Raw genomic sequence first — 17,796 nt, forward strand, 5'->3', positions numbered from 1 at the left:
GCGGCGGCCGGGCATCATGGCCGCCGTGATCCCTACCTCTCCGCTGCGCGCCTCCGGCTCACTCTTCGGCCTCGCCTACGGTGACGCGCTCGGCAAGCCGACCGAGTTCCTGACCGTCGCCGAGATCCAGCACCGTTACGGTCCGACCGGTCCACGGGAGCTGTCCGGCGAGCCGGCACTGGTCACCGACGACACCCAGATGGCCCTCGCGGTGGGTTGGGCGCTGCACGAGGCGCCCTCGCTCACCCCGGAGGCGGTGGAGCCACTGCTGCGGCAGCGTTTCCTGGCCTGGGCGGTCAGCCCGGACAACAACCGCGCCCCGGGCATGACCTGCCTGCGCGCCTGCGCCGAGCTGAGCCGTGGGGTGCGCTGGCAGGAGGCGACCATGGCCGGGTCGAAGGGGTGCGGCGCCAACATGCGGGTCACCCCGGTCGGGCTGCTCGACGTCGACCTGGACACGCTCGCCGGCCTGGCCCAGCTGCAGGCCGGGCTGACCCATGGGCACCCGACCGGGCTGGCCGCCAGCGAGCTGACCGCGTACGCGGTCTTCGCGCTGCGCGCGGGCGCCACGCTGCCCGAGCTTCCCGCGCTGCTCACCGAGCGGGCGCTCGCCCAACGCCTGGTCTACCGAGAGCGGTGGCTGGGCGACCTCTGGCAGCGCGCCGACTCGCGTTCCCCGCAGGAGTTCATCGCCCACGGCTGGGACGAGTGCCTGGCGGTGCTGGGCCGACTGACCAACGCCCTGAGTCGGCCGGACGACGGCGGTGACCCGTGCCGGGCGACGGGGGAGGGCTGGATTGCCGAGGAGGCGCTGGCGACCGCGCTGCTCTGCGCCGTACGGCACGCCGACGACCCGGTCGCGGCACTGGCCCGGGGCGCGACCACCGCCGGCGACTCCGACTCGATCGCCGCCCTGGCCGGCGCGTTCGTGGGCGCGGCCGTCGGGATGAGCGCCTGGCCGAGCGGGTGGGCCGACCGCATCGAGTACGCGGACCAACTCGCCACCCTCGCCGAAGCCTGGGACTGATCCGCCCTTGCCCCGGTCCGCCCCTGCCCTGCGGGCGTGATCCACTCGGGTTCCTGGAAGTCGGGGTGTCCCACGGTCTCGGACGCCGCGCTTTTCAGGAACCCGAGTCGATCACTCTCGTGGCCAGTGCGACCAGGCAGCGACGACGCAGCGGCTGGTCAGGGGGTGGGCAGGTGACGCAGGCTGCGGACCTTCTTCCACAGGTCGGCGTCGCAGCGCCCGGCGTGGTCCTCGAAGGCCGCCGAGTTGAGTCGGATCGGCTCGGTCAGGCTCAGGTAGCTGTCGTGCTCCGCGCCGGGGTCCCAGTCGCGGGTGGGAATCCGCACGTGGTCGTCCCGGTCGCTCTTGTCCTGGCTGGTGATCTTCAGGACATCGGCGCCCCGGGAGTCGGCGCGCAGCACCAGACAGGGACGTACCTTCGATCCGGTGCCATCGGCGTACGGCACGTCGGCCCACCAGATGTCGCCCGGTGCCGGAGCACCGGCCGGCCGTCCGGTGTCGCGCGAGCGCGGCTTGGTGGCCGGTCGATCGGCGCCGCGTGGCCTCGGTGCCGTGGAACGTCGGCCGGGGCGGCCGCCCCGACCCGGCCGGGTGCCCGGACGGCGGTTGGCCACCCGGTGTCGCCAACTGTTCCACGCCCAGCCGGCGGCGACCGCCAGCAGGATCGCCACCGCCCAGAGCAGCGCCTCGGGCATTCGTACCTCCGCCTCTCGGCGACCCACCGGGTCGCACCGTCCGGCGATCCTCGCACGCCGCCGCCCGTGCCGCCCGCCAACCCGGCGCGGGTGGGCGACGGATTGTCCCACCGGCCCGATACGGTGCCGGAGTAGCGTGATCAGGGAGGTCGCAGGCGTGTCCGAAGGTGGCGGTGTGTCCGAGGAACAGATCGGTCAGCAGGTCAGCCCGGCTCAGGAGGCGGCGGCCGGGGCCGAGCCCACGCCGCAGGCCCGAGAGCGGCACGCCACGCTCAGCCAGGAGCTGACCGAGCATCAATACCGTTACTACGTGCTGGACGCGCCGATCATCACCGACGCCGAGTTCGACAAGCAGTTGCGCGAGTTGGAGGCACTGGAGGCGGAGTTCCCGGCACTGCGTACGCCGGACTCGCCGACCCAGCGGGTGGGCGGCACGTTCTCCACCGACTTCACCCCGGTCACCCACGCCGAGCGGATGCTCTCCCTCGACAACGCCTTCGCCGACGAGGAGTTGACGGCGTGGGCCGAGCGGGTCGAGCGGGACGCCGGTGGCGCGGTGCCCTACCTGTGCGAGCTGAAGGTCGACGGGCTGGCGATCAACCTGACCTACGAGAACGGCCGGCTGGTCCGCGCGGCCACCCGGGGTGACGGCCGCACCGGTGAGGACGTCACCGCCAACGTCCGCAGCATCCGGGACGTGCCCGGCCAGCTCACCCCGTCCGACGACTTCCCGGACGTGCCCGAGCTGGTGGAGGTCCGGGGGGAGATCTACTTCCCGGTCGCCGCGTTCGCCGACCTCAACGCGGGCCTGGTGGAGCAGGGCAAGGCGCCGTTCGCCAACCCGCGCAACGCGGCGGCGGGCAGCCTGCGGCAGAAGGACCCGCGGGTCACGGCATCCCGGCCGCTGCGACTGGTGGTGCACGGCATCGGTGCCCGCCGTGGGTTCCAGCCCACGGCCCAGTCCGAGTCGTACGCGGCGCTCAGGTCGTGGGGGTTGCCGACCAGCGACCGGTGGCGGGTCGTCCCGGATCTGAGCGGCGTGGCCGAATACATCGCCTACTACGCCGAGCACCGGCACGACGTCGAGCACGAAATCGACGGCGTGGTGGTCAAGGTCGACCCGGTGTCCATCCAGGGCCGGCTCGGCTCGACCAGCCGCGCGCCGCGGTGGGCGATCGCCTTCAAATACCCGCCGGAGGAGGTCACCACCAAGCTGCTCGACATCGACGTCAACGTGGGGCGCACCGGGCGGGTCACCCCGTTCGCCGTCCTCGAGCCGGTGCGGGTGGCCGGCTCGACCGTCGCGCTCGCCACCCTGCACAACGCCCGTGAGGTGGAGCGCAAGGGGGTGTTGATCGGCGACACGGTGGTGCTGCGCAAGGCCGGCGACGTGATCCCCGAGGTCCTCGGCCCGGTGGTCGACCTGCGGCCCGCCGACGCCCGGCCGTTCGTCATGCCCACCACCTGCCCGGCCTGCGGCACCCCGCTCGCACCCTCCAAGGAGGGCGACGTCGACATCCGTTGCCCCAACACCCGGAGCTGCCCGGCCCAGCTGCGCGAGCGGGTGTTCCACCTCGCCGGCCGCGGGGCCTTCGACATCGAGGCGCTCGGTTACAAGGGAGCTGCGGCCCTGCTGGACGCGCAGGTCATCGCGGATGAGGGTGACCTGTTCCAGCTCGACGCCGAGCAGTTGTCCCGGTCCCCGTTCTTCGTCAACAAGGACGGCAGTCTGGGCAGCAACGCGGCCAAGCTGCTGGACAACCTGGCCGTCGCCCGCGAGCGTGACCTGTGGCGGGTGCTGGTGGCGCTCTCCATCCGCCATGTCGGCCCCACCGCCGCGCAGGCGCTCGCCCGGCACTTCCGCTCGATGGAGGCCATCGACGAGGCCAGCGAGGAGGAGCTGTCCTCTGTCGACGGGGTCGGGCCGACCATCGCGGCCAGCATCAGGGAGTGGTTCGCGGTGGGCTGGCACCGCGAGGTCGTCCGCAAGTGGGCCGAGGCGGGCGTACGGATGGCCGAGGAGGCTGTCGACGAGGGGCCGCGCCCGTTGGAGGGCCTGACAGTGGTGGTGACCGGCACGCTCGCCGGCTACTCGCGCGACCAGGCCGCCGAGGCCGTGCAGAGCCGGGGCGGCAAGCTCAGCGGGTCGGTCTCCAAGAAGACGAGCTTCGTGGTCGTCGGGGACAACCCCGGGTCCAAGGCTGACAAGGCGGCCAGCCTCAAGGTGCCGGTGCTGGACGAGGACGGGTTCCGGTTGCTGCTGGACGCGGGCCCGGACGCCGCGCGGGAGGTCGCCCAGCCGGGCGGGTGATCCCGGTCGCGGCCTGCGGCGGCGACTGACCGCGTATACCAACTTAATTACGACTACGACCGATTCGTGACTGTCATACCGGGAAACTGGGGGCCGAGGGCGTTTCATTGGGTCACGGCGTACCGCACCGGCACGCCGACTGTCGGTCGGGAGGTGTGGTGGAGGTCGCGGATCCACGCAACTCACTCCCGCCGGGACGGGCCACACCGTTCGCCACCTTCGTCGTCGGCATCCTGGTGGTCGCGGCGCTGACCGCCGCCGTACCCCTCGCGTCCCTCCCGGACGAGGTGTCCCGGCTGCCGGTGGCGTTCTGGACGATGGCCGTTCTCGCCGTGGTCTGCGACGCTCGGCCGTTCGTCCCGCCGGGGCGTCGGCAGACCTCCGCGGTGTTCCCGTCCACCTGCTTCACCTTCGCGATCCTGCTCGGGTGGGGCCTCGGCCCCGCGGTGGTGGTGCAGGCGATGGGGGTGATCGTCTCGGGCTGGCGGATGCGGCACGCAGCCTGGCGGACGGCGTTCAACGTCGGCCAGTACGTGTGCGCCCTCGCCGCCGCGTACGGGGTGATCCAGCTCGGCTCGGGCACCATCTTCTCCGGCGGGCGGTTGCACTGGCCCGACGTGGTCGCCGTCGGCGGTGCCACGTTGGCGTGGTTCGTCGTCAACTACGGGCTGGTCAGCTGGGCGGTGCGGCTGCGTTTCGGCGACCGGTGGTGGCCCACGCTGCGCCGGGGCCTCGGCTTCGAGTTACTCTCCACCGGTTCACTGCTGCTGCTCGCCCCGGTGCTGGTTGCCGCCGCGCGGGTCAGCGCGGCGCTGATCCCGCTGGTGCTGGTGCCGCTCTTCGCGGTCTACCGGATGGCCCGGCTGACCGTCGAGCAGCAGCACCTCGCCGCCGCCGACCCGTTGACCGGTCTGCCCAACCGCAAGGCGCTGCTGGCCGAGGTGGCGGAGCAGGTGCACCTGCACGCCGAGCGGACGGCCCGCGGCGAACCCGACGGGCAGTTGGCGCTGCTGCTGATCGACCTGGACCGTTTCAAGAACGTCAACGACGCGCTCGGGCACGCCGTGGGCGACCGGCTGCTGGTCGAGGTCAGCGCCCGGCTCACCGACGTGCAGCCCCGACCACAGATGATCGCCCGGCTCGGCGGCGACGAGTTCGCCATCGTGATGACCGGCCTGACCGACGTCGGTCAGGCCAGGGAGTTGGCCGACCAGGTGGTCCAGGCGCTGGCCGAGCCGGTGCCACTCGACGGGCTGCCGTTGGACGTGGGCGGCTCGATCGGGATCGCCCTCTTCCCCGAGCATGGCGAGGACTTCGCCACCCTGATGCGCCACGCCGACGTGGCGATGTACGACGCCAAGCACCGCAACGACACGGTGGCCGTCTACGCCCCCGAGTCCGACCACAATTCCGCCGAGCGCCTCGGCCTCCTCGCCGACCTGCGCCGGGTGTTGGAATCCAGCCCGTCGAGCGAGTTGTTCGACACCGACCCGGCGGACCAGGCCGACGGGGCTGTCGACGTACCCCTTGCGGCGACGGCGGAGGTGCGCGGCGGTGACGGCGCGGCGCTGCCCGTCGGGTCCCCGGCCGAGGCCGCACCCCACGCGGACCCGGCACCGGCGGTCGCCACGGCACCGCCGACCACCAACCGTTGGTGGGTGCGCCGTCGGCGCAACGACGCCGAGCTGGTGCACGCCGACGAGTTGATCAACCGGATCGCGACCGGCGCCGACCCGATCCGGGGCCGTGGCTCCCGTTCCACGGTCACCGGCACCCGCTCGGGCCTGACCCTGGAGCGACGCGCGGGGGCCGGCAACGGCCGCCGGTCACCGAACGGGAGCACGGTCCCCGCGAGGGGCAACGGCGGCCTCGGGCGGCGGCGTGACATCGGGACAGGCGGCCAGGGCCACCCTGTCGAATCGACGGGGTGGGCGCACGCGGACGGTGACACGGCAGAAGACGCCGGGGAAATCACCATGTACTACCAGCCGCAGATCGCCATCGCGACCGGCGAGGTGGTCGGTGTCGAGGCCCTGCTGCGGTGGCGGCATCCCCGGCGGGGCATGGTCGACCCGGAGGAACTCATCCGGGTCGCCGAGCAGAGCGCGGTGATGCGACTGCTCACCCGGCGGGTGGTCGACGACGTGGTGGAGCAACTCGCCAAGTGGTCGGCGGCCGGCATCGGCCTGCGCGCGGCGCTGAACGTGAGCGTGCGAGACCTGCACACCGGCGACGTCGCCGACCAGATCGCCGACCGGCTGGCCCGCTACGGGGTGCCTGCCGACCGGCTGCAGGTGGAGATCACCGAAGGTGCGTTGATGGCCGACCCGCGCCGGGTGCTGGCCACCATCTCCCAACTGCACCGGATCGGGGTGGCCATCTCGTTGGACGACTTCGGCACCGGCTACTCCTCGCTGCAACACCTGCGCCGGTTGCCGTTGTCCGAGGTGAAGGTGGACCGGTCGTTCGTGCTCGGCATGGCCGAGGACGCCGACGACGCGGCGATCGTCCGATCGATGATCGAGTTGGCGGGCGCGCTGGGCCTGCGGGTGGTCGCCGAGGGCGTCGAGGACGAGCGGACCTGGCGGATGCTGCACGCCGCCGGCTGCGACGCCGCCCAGGGCTGGTTCTACGCTCGGCCCATGCCGGCCGAGGAGCTGGTCACCTGGCTGGCCCGGTACCGGCCGGTGCGCCCGAGCGGGCCCCCGCAGTCGGACATCGGCCGCCGCCCCACCCGCTGACCCCTCCGCCGGCATGGCGTTCCGGCTGCCGGAGGGGGAGTCGTGGACGCGGCACCGGAGCGGAACAATAGACTCGCTCCGGTCACCGCGCGTCACGCTCCACCCGTCGCGCGGCCGGCACACCGCCCGACCAGCAGGACATCAGAAGGGGGCACGGATGGCCGCCATCTCCCGCGAGGAGGTCGCGCACCTGGCGCGCCTGTCGCGGCTCGCCGTCACCGAGGAGGAGCTGGACATGTTCGCCGGCCAGCTCGACGTGATCCTCCAGGCAGTCGCTCAGGTCGGCGAGGTCGCCGCCGCGGACATTCCGCCGACCTCGCACTCGGTGCCGCTGACCAACATCTTCCGCGAGGACGTCGTCACGCCGTGCCTGACCCCGCAGGAGGCGCTGTCGGGCGCACCCGACGCCGAGGACCAGCGGTTCCGCGTACCGCGGATCCTGACCGAGGATGTGGCCTCATGAGCGAGCGCCAGCGAGTGAATCATGGTTGCAGCGCGGTGGTGCCTCATGGCGTCATGGAGCGAAGCGGAGTGACGGCATGAGTGACCTGACGAGAATGACCGCGACGGAGATCGCGTCCCTGGTCGCCGGGGGCGAAACCTCCGCCGTCGAGGTGACCCGGGCGCACCTCGACCGGATCGCCGCGGTCGACGACCGGGTGCACGCCTTCCTGCACGTCGACACCGACGGCGCGCTCGCCGCGGCCCGCTCGGTGGACGAGCGCCGGGCCGCCGGCGAGGAGCTGGGCCCCCTCGCGGGTGTGCCGGTCGCGGTCAAGGACGTGCTCGCCACGCGGGGCGTGCCGACCACCGTGGGCTCGAAGATCCTGGAGGGCTGGCGCCCGCCGTACGACGCGACGATCGTGCAGCGGCTGCGCGAGGCCGGCACGGTGATGCTCGGCAAGACCAACATGGACGAGTTCGCGATGGGCTCCTCCACCGAATACTCGGCGTACGGCCCGACGCACAACCCGTGGGACCTGAGCCGGATCCCGGGCGGTTCGGGTGGTGGCAGCGCTGCCGCGCTGGCCGCGTACGAGGCGCCGCTGGCGATCGGCTCGGACACCGGCGGCTCGATCCGCCAGCCCGGCGCGGTCACCGGCACCGTCGGTGCGAAGCCCACCTACGGCGGCACCTCCCGGTACGGGCTGGTGGCCTTCTCCTCGTCGCTGGACACTCCGGGCCCGTGTGCCCGTAACGTGCTCGACGCGGCCCTGCTGCACCAGGTGATCGGCGGGCACGACCCACGTGACTCCACCTCGATCCCGCAGCCGGTGCCGGACGTGGTGGCGGCGGCGAAGCTCGGCGCGACCGGCGACCTGACCGGTGTGCGGCTCGGCATCGTCAGCGAGTTCGTCGGCGAGGGCGCCGAGCCGGGTGTGATGGCCGCGTTCCGCGAGTCGGTCGACGCTCTCGCGAAGCTGGGCGCGGAGATCGTCGAGGTGTCCTGCCCGACGTTCGCGTACGCGCTGCCGGCGTACTACCTGATCGCCCCGAGCGAGTGCTCCTCCAACCTGGCCCGGTTCGACGGCGTCCGGTTCGGCCTGCGGGTCGGCGACGACGGCAACCGGTCGCTGGAGGAGGTCATGTCGCTGACCCGCGAGGCCGGCTTTGGCCCGGAGGTCAAGCGCCGCATCATGATCGGCACGTACGCGCTGTCGTCGGGTTACTACGACGCGTACTACGGGCAGGCGCAGAAGGTCCGGACGCTCATCACCCGGGACTTCACCGCCGCGTTCGAGCGGGTCGACGCGCTGATCTCGCCGACCACCCCGTCGGTGGCGTTCCCGATGGGCGCACGGACCGCCGACCCGTACCAGATGTACCTGGCCGACCTGTACACGATCCCGACGAACCTGTACGGCGGTCCGGGCATCTCGGTGCCCTGCGGCATCTCCGAAGGGCTGCCCGTCGGCCTGCAGGTGATGGCCCCGACGATGGCCGACGACCGGATGTACCGGGTCGCCGCCGCATTGGAGTCCGCAATCGGCACGTTCACGCCACCGGCACTGTGAGGCAGGAGCCCTGATGACGACGACACTGCCCGCGTACGACGAGGTCGTTGCACGCTACGAACCGGTGATCGGCCTGGAGACCCACGTCGAGCTGGGCACGAACACCAAGATGTTCTGTGGTTGCCCGACCGACTTCGGTGGCGAGCCGAACACCCGGGTCTGCCCGGTGTGCCTGGGCCTGCCCGGCTCGCTGCCGGTGGCCAACAAGGCGGCCATCGAGGCGATCATCCGGATCGGCCTGGCGCTGAACTGCTCGATCGCCGAGTGGTGCCGGTTCGCCCGGAAGAACTACTTCTACCCGGACATGCCGAAGAACTTCCAGATCAGCCAGTACGACGAGCCGATCTGCGTCGACGGCTACCTGGACGTCGAGGTGGGCGGCGAGACGGTGCGGATCGAGATCGAGCGGGTGCACCTCGAGGAGGACACCGGCAAGACGCTGCACGTCGGTGGTGCCACCGGCCGCATCCACGGCGCGACCGAGTCGCTGGTCGACTACAACCGGGCCGGCATCCCGCTGGTGGAGATCGTCACCAAGCCCATCCCGGGCACCGGCGCGCTCGCCCCCGACGTGGCCAAGGCGTACGTCACCGAGCTGCGCGACGTGATCCGCACCCTCGGTGTCTCGGACGTGCGGATGGAGGAGGGTTCGCTGCGTTGTGACGTGAACACCTCGCTCAACCTGCCGGGGCAGGAGTGGGGCACCCGCACCGAGACGAAGAACGTCAACTCGCTGCGGTCGGTGGAGCGGGCGGTCCGCTCGGAGATGCTGCGGCAGGCGTCGGTGCTCGACGCGGGCGGCCGGATCACGCAGGAGACCCGGCACTTCCACGAGGACACCGGCGACACCACCCCGGGACGTTCGAAGGAGACGGCCACCGACTACCGGTACTTCCCGGAGCCGGACCTGGTGCCGATCGCCCCGGACCCGGCGTGGGTCGCCGAGCTGAAGGCCGCCCTGCCGGAGCTGCCCCGGGTGCACCGGCGTCGGCTCCAGCAGCAGTGGGGGCTCTCCGACCTGGACATGCAGTCGGTGCTGAACGCCGGCGCGGTGGAGCTGATCGAGGCCACCGTGGCCGCCGGCACCACCCCGGCGGCGGCCCGCAAGTGGTGGCTGGGTGAGCTGTCCCGCCGGGCCAACGAGAGCGGTGTGGAGCTGGCCGAGATCGGTGCCACTCCCGCCCAGGTCGCCGAGTTGCAGGGGCTGGTCGACGCCGGCAAGCTCAACGACAAGATGGCCCGCGCGGTGCTGGAGGGCGTGGTCGACGGTGAGGGCTCACCCGCCGAGATCATGGCCAGCCGGGGCCTGGAGGTCGTGTCGGACACCGGCGCGCTGACCGTCGCCGTGGACGAGGCGATCGCCGCGAACCCCGGCATCGCCGACAAGATTCGCAGTGGCAAGGTCGCCGCGGCCGGCGCGCTGGTCGGCGCGGTCATGAAGACCACCCGGGGTCAGGCCGACGCCGCCGCCGTCCGCACGCTGATCCTGGAGCGCCTCGGCGTCGAAGGCTGACCGGCACGTCACCCTCTGCCGCCCCGCGCGGCGCGATCCACACCCCTCGCAAGGGCGTCAACGGCGACGCCTGGATGGAGCCACCGTGACCCAGCACGACCTCGATGTCCTTGACGAGATCCAGCGGCGGGTGCTGTGGCTCGCCACCCGGATCGTGGACGCCGCCAACCATGACCGGGCCACCGGAGACGGTGTGAAGGTCGGCGGCCACCAGGCGTCCAGCGCCTCCCTGGTCACGGCGATGACCGCGCTCTGGTTCGCGCACCTGGACGCCGAGGACCGGGTCGCGGTGAAGCCGCACGCGTCCCCGGTGTTCCACGCCATCCAGTACCTGCTCGGCAACCTGGACCGCTCGTACCTGCCTCGGCTGCGGGCCCGGGGCGGCCTCCAGTCGTACCCGTCGCGGACCAAGGACCCCGACGAGGTGGACTTCTCCACCGGCTCGGTGGGTCTGGGCGCGGCGGCGCCGCTCTTCGCCGCCGCCACCCGTCGCTACGTCGACGCGCACTTCGGGGCCCGACCGCACTCCCGGTTCGTGGCGCTGATCGGCGATGCCGAGCTGGACGAGGGCAACATCTGGGAGGCGGTGGCCGACCCGGCGACCACCGGGCTGGGCAACGTCATGTGGCTTGTCGACTTCAACCGGCAGTCGCTGGACCGGGTGGTCCCCGGCATCCGGATCAACCAGTGGCGGGGTCAGTTCGAGGCGGCCGGCTGGCACGTCGTGGAGGTCAAGTACGGTCGCCGGCTCGCCGAGGCGTACGCCCGGCCGGGCGGCGAGGCGCTGCGCGACTGGATCGACGCGATGCCCAACGAGCAGTACCAGTCGTTGTTCGGGCTGACCGGCCCGGCGCTGCGCAAGCAGTTCCTGGACGGCGCGCCGGCCGGCATCGACGAGCTGATCGCCCACATCAGCGACGAGGACCTCGGTCCCCTCGTCACCGACCTGGGCGGGCACGACCTGTCCGCGATGCTCGACGCGTACGCCCAGTGCGACGCGGTCACCGACCGGCCCAGCGTCGTCTTCGCGTACACCGTGAAGGGTTGGGGTCTTCCCATCGCCGGCAACCCGCGCAACCATTCCGCGCTGCTCAGCTCAGAGCAGGTCGACACGCTGCGGGCCGCGCAGGGGTTGACCTCCGAGACCGAGTGGGACCGCCTCGACCCGGCGTCACCGGCCGGCATCCGGGCCGGCGCCCGCCGGGAGGCGCTGTCCCGAGCGCCCCGCGAGCGCGCGCTGGGGGTCACCGTTCCGGAAAGCACGGGAGTACGCGCAACCAAGCCCATCTCCACCCAGGAGGTCTTCGGTCGGGTGCTGGTGGACCTGGCGCGGAACCGGGAGGTCGGCCGCTACCTGGTCACCACCGCCCCGGACGTGGCCACCTCCACCAACCTCGCCGGGTTCATCAACAAGACCGGGGTGTTCGCACCCACCGAGCAGCGCTCCTGGACCGAGGACCGGATGCTGCGCTGGACGGAGAGCCCCGCCGGGCAGCACATCGAGCTGGGCATCTCGGAGATGAACCTGTTCCTGCTGCTCGGCCAGCTCGGGCTCTCCTGGGACCTGTCCGGTCAACCGCTGCTGCCGGTGGGCACGGTCTACGACCCCTTCGTCCTGCGCGGCCTCGACGCGTTCCTGTACGGCACGTACTCCGGCTCCCGGTTCGTGGTGGCCGGCACCCCGTCGGGCATCACCCTGGCCCCGGAGGGCGGCGCCCACCAGTCCACCATCACCGCGTCGGTTGGCCTGGAGCTGCCCGGGGTGACCTTCCTGGAGCCGGCGTACGCGGCCAGCCTCGACTGGCTGCTCTGCGACGCGCTGGGGCAGATCGCCGGCGGGTCGGCCCCGGCCGCGACGGCCGCGCCGACCGAGGACGGGGCGTACTACTTCCGGTTGAGCACCCGGCCGCTGGACCAGGCGCCGTTCGAGGCGGCCCGCGCCCGGCTCGGTGACGCGGTCCTGCGTCGGCAGGTGGTCGCCGGGGCGTACCGGCTGGTCGACGCGCACCAGGCGTATCCGCACCTGGTCGACGCCCCGGTGGTGCAACTCGCCGCCTCCGGCGCCGTGCTGCCCGAGGTGCTGGCCGCCGCGGCGGAGCTGGCCGACGAGGGCGTCGCCGCGCACGTGGTGGACGTGACGAGCCTCGACCGGCTCTACCGGGCCTGGCAGCGCACCCTGCGCCAGGGCGTGCGGACGGCCACCGTGCCCAGCGTGCCGGGCGCGCTGCGGTCCGCGTTCGTCGATCGGGTGCCGGTGGTGACAGTGCACGACGCCGCGTCGCACGCGATGGCCTGGCTCGGTTCGGCGGTCGGCGCCCCGGCGGTGCCGCTCGGCGTGGACGAGTTCGGCCAGTCCGGCAGCGTCGCCGAGCTGTACGAGTTGCACGACCTGCTGCCCGGCAGCATCGTCAACGCCGCGCTGGCCGCCATCGCCCTACGCTGACCGCAGCGGGGAGCGTTATCACAGTGAGTGAGTCGCATAGGAAAGAACCCGTTCGCAACTCGCTGTAATCGTCTCTGTCGCTCACACCACGCCGTTTCCTCCCTTTGCTTTGCTGCCGCCGATGCGCCACCCGGTCTGAACAGCGCGAACCGACCGTTGCTCTTTTGGCGTCATGCCGCGCGGGGCGCACCGACAGTGACTGGTGCAGATTGGGCGGCAGAGCAAAGGGGGGAAGCAGGGGTGGGGGAAGCTCGTCTCTGTTTACTCTCTGTCGAACTGAAGGACGGCGGTCGGTCGCCCTTCCACGCCGCGTCAGCGGGTCGGGCTGGTGGTGGGCGAGGGGGACGCCACGGTGGGGTTCTCCACCAGGCGTCGTTCCAGGTTCACCTGGGCCTGCCCGGTGCCTCCGACGGTGATGGTGTCGTACGCCTGGAGCATCTTCAGCTGGTCGAAGTAGAGCACGCTCATCGACAGCGGGGTCGGCTTCTCGCCCTCCAGGCCGCGCAGCCCGGCCCCGCCGGTCGAGCCTTCGACCATCAGCGTGGTGGGCTGCTGCCCGGGCACCTGCGGCAGTTTGGAGACCTGCCGCGCGTGGGCGTGCCCGGCCAGCACCAGCGGGCAGGTGCCGGAGAGCGGCCCGGCCGACGCCGGATCGTGCACCAGCGCGATGTTCACCGGCCGGGGTGAGCGGCGCACCGTGGTCGCGAGCTGCTCGCCGACCCCGGTCACCTGGTCGGCGACCTGCTGGGTCAGGCCGCTGCCGGCGGGTGAGGTGTTCTTGTCCGGGGTGAAACGCGGGTCACCGATGCCGGCGATGGTCAGCCCGGCGACGGTCGTCGTCGTGTTGTTCAACACGATCGCGTTCGGCTGGCGGGCCACCGCGGCGGCGGTCTTGCCGGAGTCGTGGTTGCCCCGGATGAAGACGTACGGCTTCTTGAGCAGGCCGATCGACCCGACGAAGGACGCCTCCGGCTCGCTGCCCCAGTCGGTGATGTCGCCGGTGTCGATCACCACGTCGATGCCGAACTGCTCCACCACCGTGCGGATCAACTGCCAGCCGGTCGGGTTCAGGTGCATGTCGGAAACGTGCAGCACCCGCGTGGTGCCCGGGGTCGGCTCCAACAGCGGAAGCGCCGAGACGGTGGTGTAGAGCTGGCTGACATTGCCGACCAGGCGTTGCAGCTGCTCGGCGTACTTGGTGTAGTCGTTGGCGATCCGGCGGGCGTCGCCGACGATGGCCGGTGCGTTGACCAGCAGCCCTTCGTAGCGTGGTTCCTCGATCGCCTGCGGACGCAGGGTTGCCGCCGCCGTGCCGAGGCTGCCGGCGGTGATCAGCAGTGCGAGCCCGCCCGCCCAGGCGGTCCGCCGAACGTTGCGGAAGATCAGCCCGGCCAGGATCAGGGTGACCAGCACCGACGTGCCGAGGGTCCGCAGGCCGAGCCGCATCACCCCGGAGCGGACGTCCTCGACGGCGCTCTGGCTGGCCCGGCTGATGCTGGCCGGGTCGTCGATCAGCGCCTCGGTGCGGCCCTGGTCGAGTGCGCCCAGGCGGACGGTGAGGTGGGTCGGCCCGTCATGGCTGTCGAGCAGCAGCGCGCCCAGCGGTGGGATGTCGACGGTGGTGCCGCCGTCGCGGGCGGGGGAGATGCTGAGGTTGGCCCGGAACGGGCCGATGTCGGTGTCCACCCGACCGCCGGCCAGCACCCCGAGCACCGCCCCGCCCAGGGCCACGGCGAGGACGGCGACGACCAGCCCGATGCGGCGCAGCAGCTCGGCGGACCCGAGCCGCCGACTGTCCGGGCGCGGCCGGTCGCCGCCGGTCGCCGGGTCGTCCCGGTCGTCGGCGTCGTCGTGCTGCTCGTCGCGTTGCCCGTCCATGCTGAAAGTCTGACCTGCCCGTCCAAAGATCTTGGCAAACCTGACCGGATGGTGACGAACGTCAGCTGCGGCCGCCGTCGCCGCCCGCGAAGACAACCCGCAGGAGCCGGTCGTCGTCGCCGGCCGGGTCACCGCGCCCGTCGTGGTTGGAGGTGCCCACCCAGAGCGACCCGTCCGGTGCCGCGGCCACCGCACGCAGTCGACCGTACCGGTTGGTGAGCAGCTCACTGGGCTGGCCGAGCAGCGTCCCGGTGTCGGTCAGCTCCATCACCCAGAGGCGCTTGCCGCGCAGACAGCCGGTGACCAGCAGGCGGTCCGTGGCGGCCAGACCGGAGCAGGAGGCGTCCGAGGTGGCCCACTGCGTGATCGGGTCGGTGAACCGCTTGTCGCCGGCGCGCCCCTCGACCTCCGGCCAGCCGTAGTTGCCGCCCTTGGTGATCTGGTTGATCTCGTCCCAGGTGTTCTGGCCGAACTCGACGGCGTACATCCGCTTGGCGCCGTCCCAGGTGAACCCCTGGACGTTGCGGTGGCCCAGTGACCAGACGGGGGAGTTGGGGTATGGGTTGCCGGCGGAGGGCTTGCCGTCCGGCGTGATCCGGAGGATCTTGCCGCCGAGGCTCTTCACGTCCTGGGAGGAGGGGCGCTCACCCGCGTCGCCCGTGCTGACGTAGAGCTGCCCGTCCGGCCCGAAGCCCAACCCGCCGCCGTTGTGCACGTTGGCCTTGGGGATGCCGGTGAGGATCGGGGTGGGCTGACCGCCGAGTTGCAGCCGGGCGACCCGGTTGTCCTGGGCGGCGGTGTAGTAGACGAAGACCGTGCGGTCCTGGGCGTAGGCCGGGGAGACGGCGATGCCGAGGAGACCGCCCTCGCCGGCCGCGGCCACCTCGGGGATCGTCTGCACCGGGCGGACGCGCAGCCCGTCCGGCCCGGACTCGGGGCCGACCTGAAGGATCCGGCCGTTGTCGCGTTCGGTGACCAGCGCGCCGCCGTCCGGCAGGAAGGCGATGCCCCACGGCACCCGCAGACCCTTGGCGAGCACTGTCGCCACCGCCTGCTGGCCGGCGTCGCCGGCGCTCGCCGGCGCGGACGGGGTCGGCAGGTTGGGCGGCTCGCCGGCCGGGTCGGGTTCCGGTTCGCCGAAGCTGCAACCGGAGGCGAACAGCAGCGCCGCGCAGGACGCCGCGAGGGCCGCCCTGAGGCGACGGACGCGAGGGTACGGGGGACGGGCTCTCACCCGGCCCAGGGTAGCCCGCTGGACGGCCCGGCCGGGCCCGTCGCGATCCGACGGGTGCCGGTGAACCCGGCCGGTGGTCCCCGGTGGACCGCTCACCGTGCCCGTACGGCCAGCAGCGCGGTGTCGTCCTCGCGGTGGTCGATCGAGGCGAGCAGCAGGTCGCACAGCTCGTCGAGGGGCAGCTTGTCAGTGCCGGACAGTCGGCCTGTCAACTCGGCCAGCCCCTCGTCGATGGAGCGGTCCCGCCGCTCGATCAGCCCGTCGGTGTAGAGCAGCAGGGTGTCACCGGTGGCCAGGTTGGTCGACTGGCTGGTCCGCGTCGACGGCCGGGCCAGCCCGAGCAGCGGCTCCGGGGTCGCCTCCAGGGCCTCGACCGTCCCACCGGCGCGAATCACGAGGGCCGGTGGGTGCCCGGCGTTGGACCAGGTCACCTCGTGGACACCGCCGCGCTGCGGGCAGATCCGGACCAGTGTCGCGGTGGCGGCGATCGGCAGCCGCAGGCCACGGATCGCGCCGTCCAGGTTGCTCATCAGCGACCCGACCGTGTCCGGCCGGCCGAAGGCGTTGCCCCGCACCAGGTTGCGGAGCTGACCCATGGTCGCCGCCGCCTCGATGTCGTGCCCGGCCACGTCGCCGATCGCCGCGATCACGTCACCGTCGGGCTGGACGAAGGCGTCGTACCAGTCGCCGCCGACCTCCACCCGGTCGGCCGCCGGCTGGTAGCGGGCGGCGAGCTCCAGCTCGGTCACGATCGGCAGCTGGGGCAGCATGCTGTGTTGCAGCACCTCTGCGACGTGCCGCTGCTCGCCGTACATCGAGCTGTTGCCCACGGCCTGGCCGGCCCGGCGGCCGATGTCGACAGCGGTGAGCAGGTCGCGGTCGTCGAACTGCTGCCGTTGCGCGCCGTTGACGAGGGTGATCGCGCCCAGCACGGTGCCGCCGACGCCCTGCATCGGAACGCTCAGGTAGGAGGCGATGCCGAGACGGTCGGCGATCGCGCCCATCTCCGGGTGCGTGGTGCCCCTCGTGACGTCGGCCAGGGACGCCACGCTGCCGAGCCGGGGCTGACCGGTCCGCAGGACCGCCCGGATCATCGACTCCGGGCTCAGCCCGGTGCGCAGCAGCTCACCGAAGCGGTCGACGTCCGCCGCCCGGGCCGGGTCGCGGTGCACCGAGACCACCTCGCGGGGCAGGCCGGTCGGCCCGATCAGGGTGAGCAGGCACCAGTCGGCGAGCAGCGGCACCATCGCGGCGGCGAGCCGGCGCAACGCGGTGCCCACGTCCAGGGTGCCGGCCAGCGTCTCGCTCACCCCGGCCACCAGCTCCAACCGCTCGTGCGCCTGCACGATCCGCCGCCCGGCCTCCTGCGCGCTGTCGAGCGCGATCCGCAGTCGCAGCTCCGACGAGCAGGCGGCGGCCAGGTCGGCCAGTGTCCGCAGCTGCGCGGCCGTCCACGCTCGGGGCTTGTTGTCGATGGCACACAGCGAGCCGAGCACCCGACCGGAGAGGTCGGTCAAAGGCATCCCGGCGTACGCGACCACGCCGAGGTCGTCGATCGCCAGATTGTCCCGGACGCGGGGGTAGAGCCGGGCATCCGGCAGCACCATCGGCACCTGGATGTCCACGACGTGCTGACAGAACGAGTGGCTCAGCGGGGTCTGCCGACGCTCCGACCAGGGGTCCGGCAACCCGACCGCGCCGGGGAAGAACTGCCGGTCCGCGGAGACCAGGGAGACCAGCGCCACCGGCACGTCCAGCAGGTCGCTGACCAGCCGGGCGAACCGGTCGAACGCCTCGTCCGGGACGGCGTCGAGCCCGGTGTCAGCGAGCGCGCGCAGCCGCGCCGGTTCGCCGAGCGCCGCAGGCGGGACGATCGGAGGCCGGGCGGTGGCGGGGGAGCCGTCGGTCATCGAGCACCTGTCTGCCGGGGCGGAGGCCG

11 protein-coding genes are annotated in these 17,796 nt (G+C 72.4%); 7 read left to right on the forward strand and 4 right to left on the reverse strand.

Translation table 11 applies throughout. The features are described from left to right. Positions 1–16 precede the first annotated feature (16 nt). Positions 17–1,027 (forward strand): ADP-ribosylglycohydrolase family protein, encoded by a 1,011-nt coding sequence (locus AC3CF1_RS25665; protein ID WP_488451455.1) that lies wholly within the window; start codon positions 17–19, stop codon positions 1,025–1,027. A gap of 158 nt (positions 1,028–1,185) precedes the next feature. Here AC3CF1_RS25665 and AC3CF1_RS25670 read toward each other — a convergent pair whose 3' ends face one another. Beyond that, a complete protein-coding gene (locus AC3CF1_RS25670; RefSeq protein ID WP_231927239.1) occupies positions 1,186–1,749 on the reverse strand; it encodes a type II toxin-antitoxin system PemK/MazF family toxin in 564 nt (187 codons plus the stop codon). A gap of 148 nt (positions 1,750–1,897) precedes the next feature. Here AC3CF1_RS25670 and ligA point away from each other — a divergent pair, with 148 nt between their 5' ends. The 6 genes from ligA to AC3CF1_RS25700 all read left to right on the forward strand — a co-directional run bounded on the left by ligA (position 1,898) and on the right by AC3CF1_RS25700 (position 12,745). Then, the gene (gene ligA / locus AC3CF1_RS25675; RefSeq protein WP_488451456.1) at positions 1,898–4,033 is read left to right on the forward strand and encodes an NAD-dependent DNA ligase LigA; all 2,136 of its coding nucleotides are present in this window, start codon (positions 1,898–1,900) and stop codon (positions 4,031–4,033) included. A gap of 158 nt (positions 4,034–4,191) precedes the next feature. Next, positions 4,192–6,774, forward strand: coding sequence for a putative bifunctional diguanylate cyclase/phosphodiesterase (locus AC3CF1_RS25680; RefSeq protein ID WP_488451457.1), 2,583 nt, complete (start codon positions 4,192–4,194; stop codon positions 6,772–6,774). Between the two features lie 157 nt (positions 6,775–6,931). Continuing rightward, the gene (gatC, locus tag AC3CF1_RS25685; RefSeq protein ID WP_099851058.1) at positions 6,932–7,237 is read left to right on the forward strand and encodes an Asp-tRNA(Asn)/Glu-tRNA(Gln) amidotransferase subunit GatC; all 306 of its coding nucleotides are present in this window, start codon (positions 6,932–6,934) and stop codon (positions 7,235–7,237) included. Between the two features lie 76 nt (positions 7,238–7,313). Beyond that, complete coding sequence (gene gatA, locus AC3CF1_RS25690) at positions 7,314–8,789, forward strand: Asp-tRNA(Asn)/Glu-tRNA(Gln) amidotransferase subunit GatA (RefSeq protein ID WP_088946530.1); 1,476 nt, start codon at positions 7,314–7,316, stop codon at positions 8,787–8,789. A gap of 13 nt (positions 8,790–8,802) precedes the next feature. Beyond that, on the forward strand, positions 8,803–10,302 hold the full coding sequence (gatB, locus tag AC3CF1_RS25695; protein ID WP_354981210.1) for an Asp-tRNA(Asn)/Glu-tRNA(Gln) amidotransferase subunit GatB: 1,500 nt from the start codon (positions 8,803–8,805) through the stop codon (positions 10,300–10,302). Positions 10,303–10,387: 85 nt separating this feature from the next. Further along, complete coding sequence (locus tag AC3CF1_RS25700; protein ID WP_088946532.1) at positions 10,388–12,745, forward strand: transketolase-like TK C-terminal-containing protein; 2,358 nt, start codon at positions 10,388–10,390, stop codon at positions 12,743–12,745. Positions 12,746–13,057: 312 nt separating this feature from the next. On the opposite strand, the gene AC3CF1_RS25705 is transcribed toward AC3CF1_RS25700, so the two are convergent. From AC3CF1_RS25705 to AC3CF1_RS25715, 3 genes are all read right to left on the reverse strand, one after another. Beyond that, positions 13,058–14,623, reverse strand: coding sequence for a metallophosphoesterase (locus tag AC3CF1_RS25705; RefSeq protein WP_354981209.1), 1,566 nt, complete (start codon positions 14,621–14,623; stop codon positions 13,058–13,060). Positions 14,624–14,684: 61 nt separating this feature from the next. Beyond that, entirely contained in the window at positions 14,685–15,857 is a 1,173-nt protein-coding gene (locus AC3CF1_RS25710) for a PQQ-dependent sugar dehydrogenase (protein ID WP_488451458.1), read from the reverse strand. Positions 15,858–15,949: 92 nt separating this feature from the next. Further along, on the reverse strand, positions 15,950–17,767 hold the full coding sequence (locus AC3CF1_RS25715) for a SpoIIE family protein phosphatase (protein ID WP_488451459.1): 1,818 nt from the start codon (positions 17,765–17,767) through the stop codon (positions 15,950–15,952). Positions 17,768–17,796 lie beyond the last annotated feature (29 nt).

This window comes from Micromonospora sp. MGP-C2, from assembly GCF_057766525.1.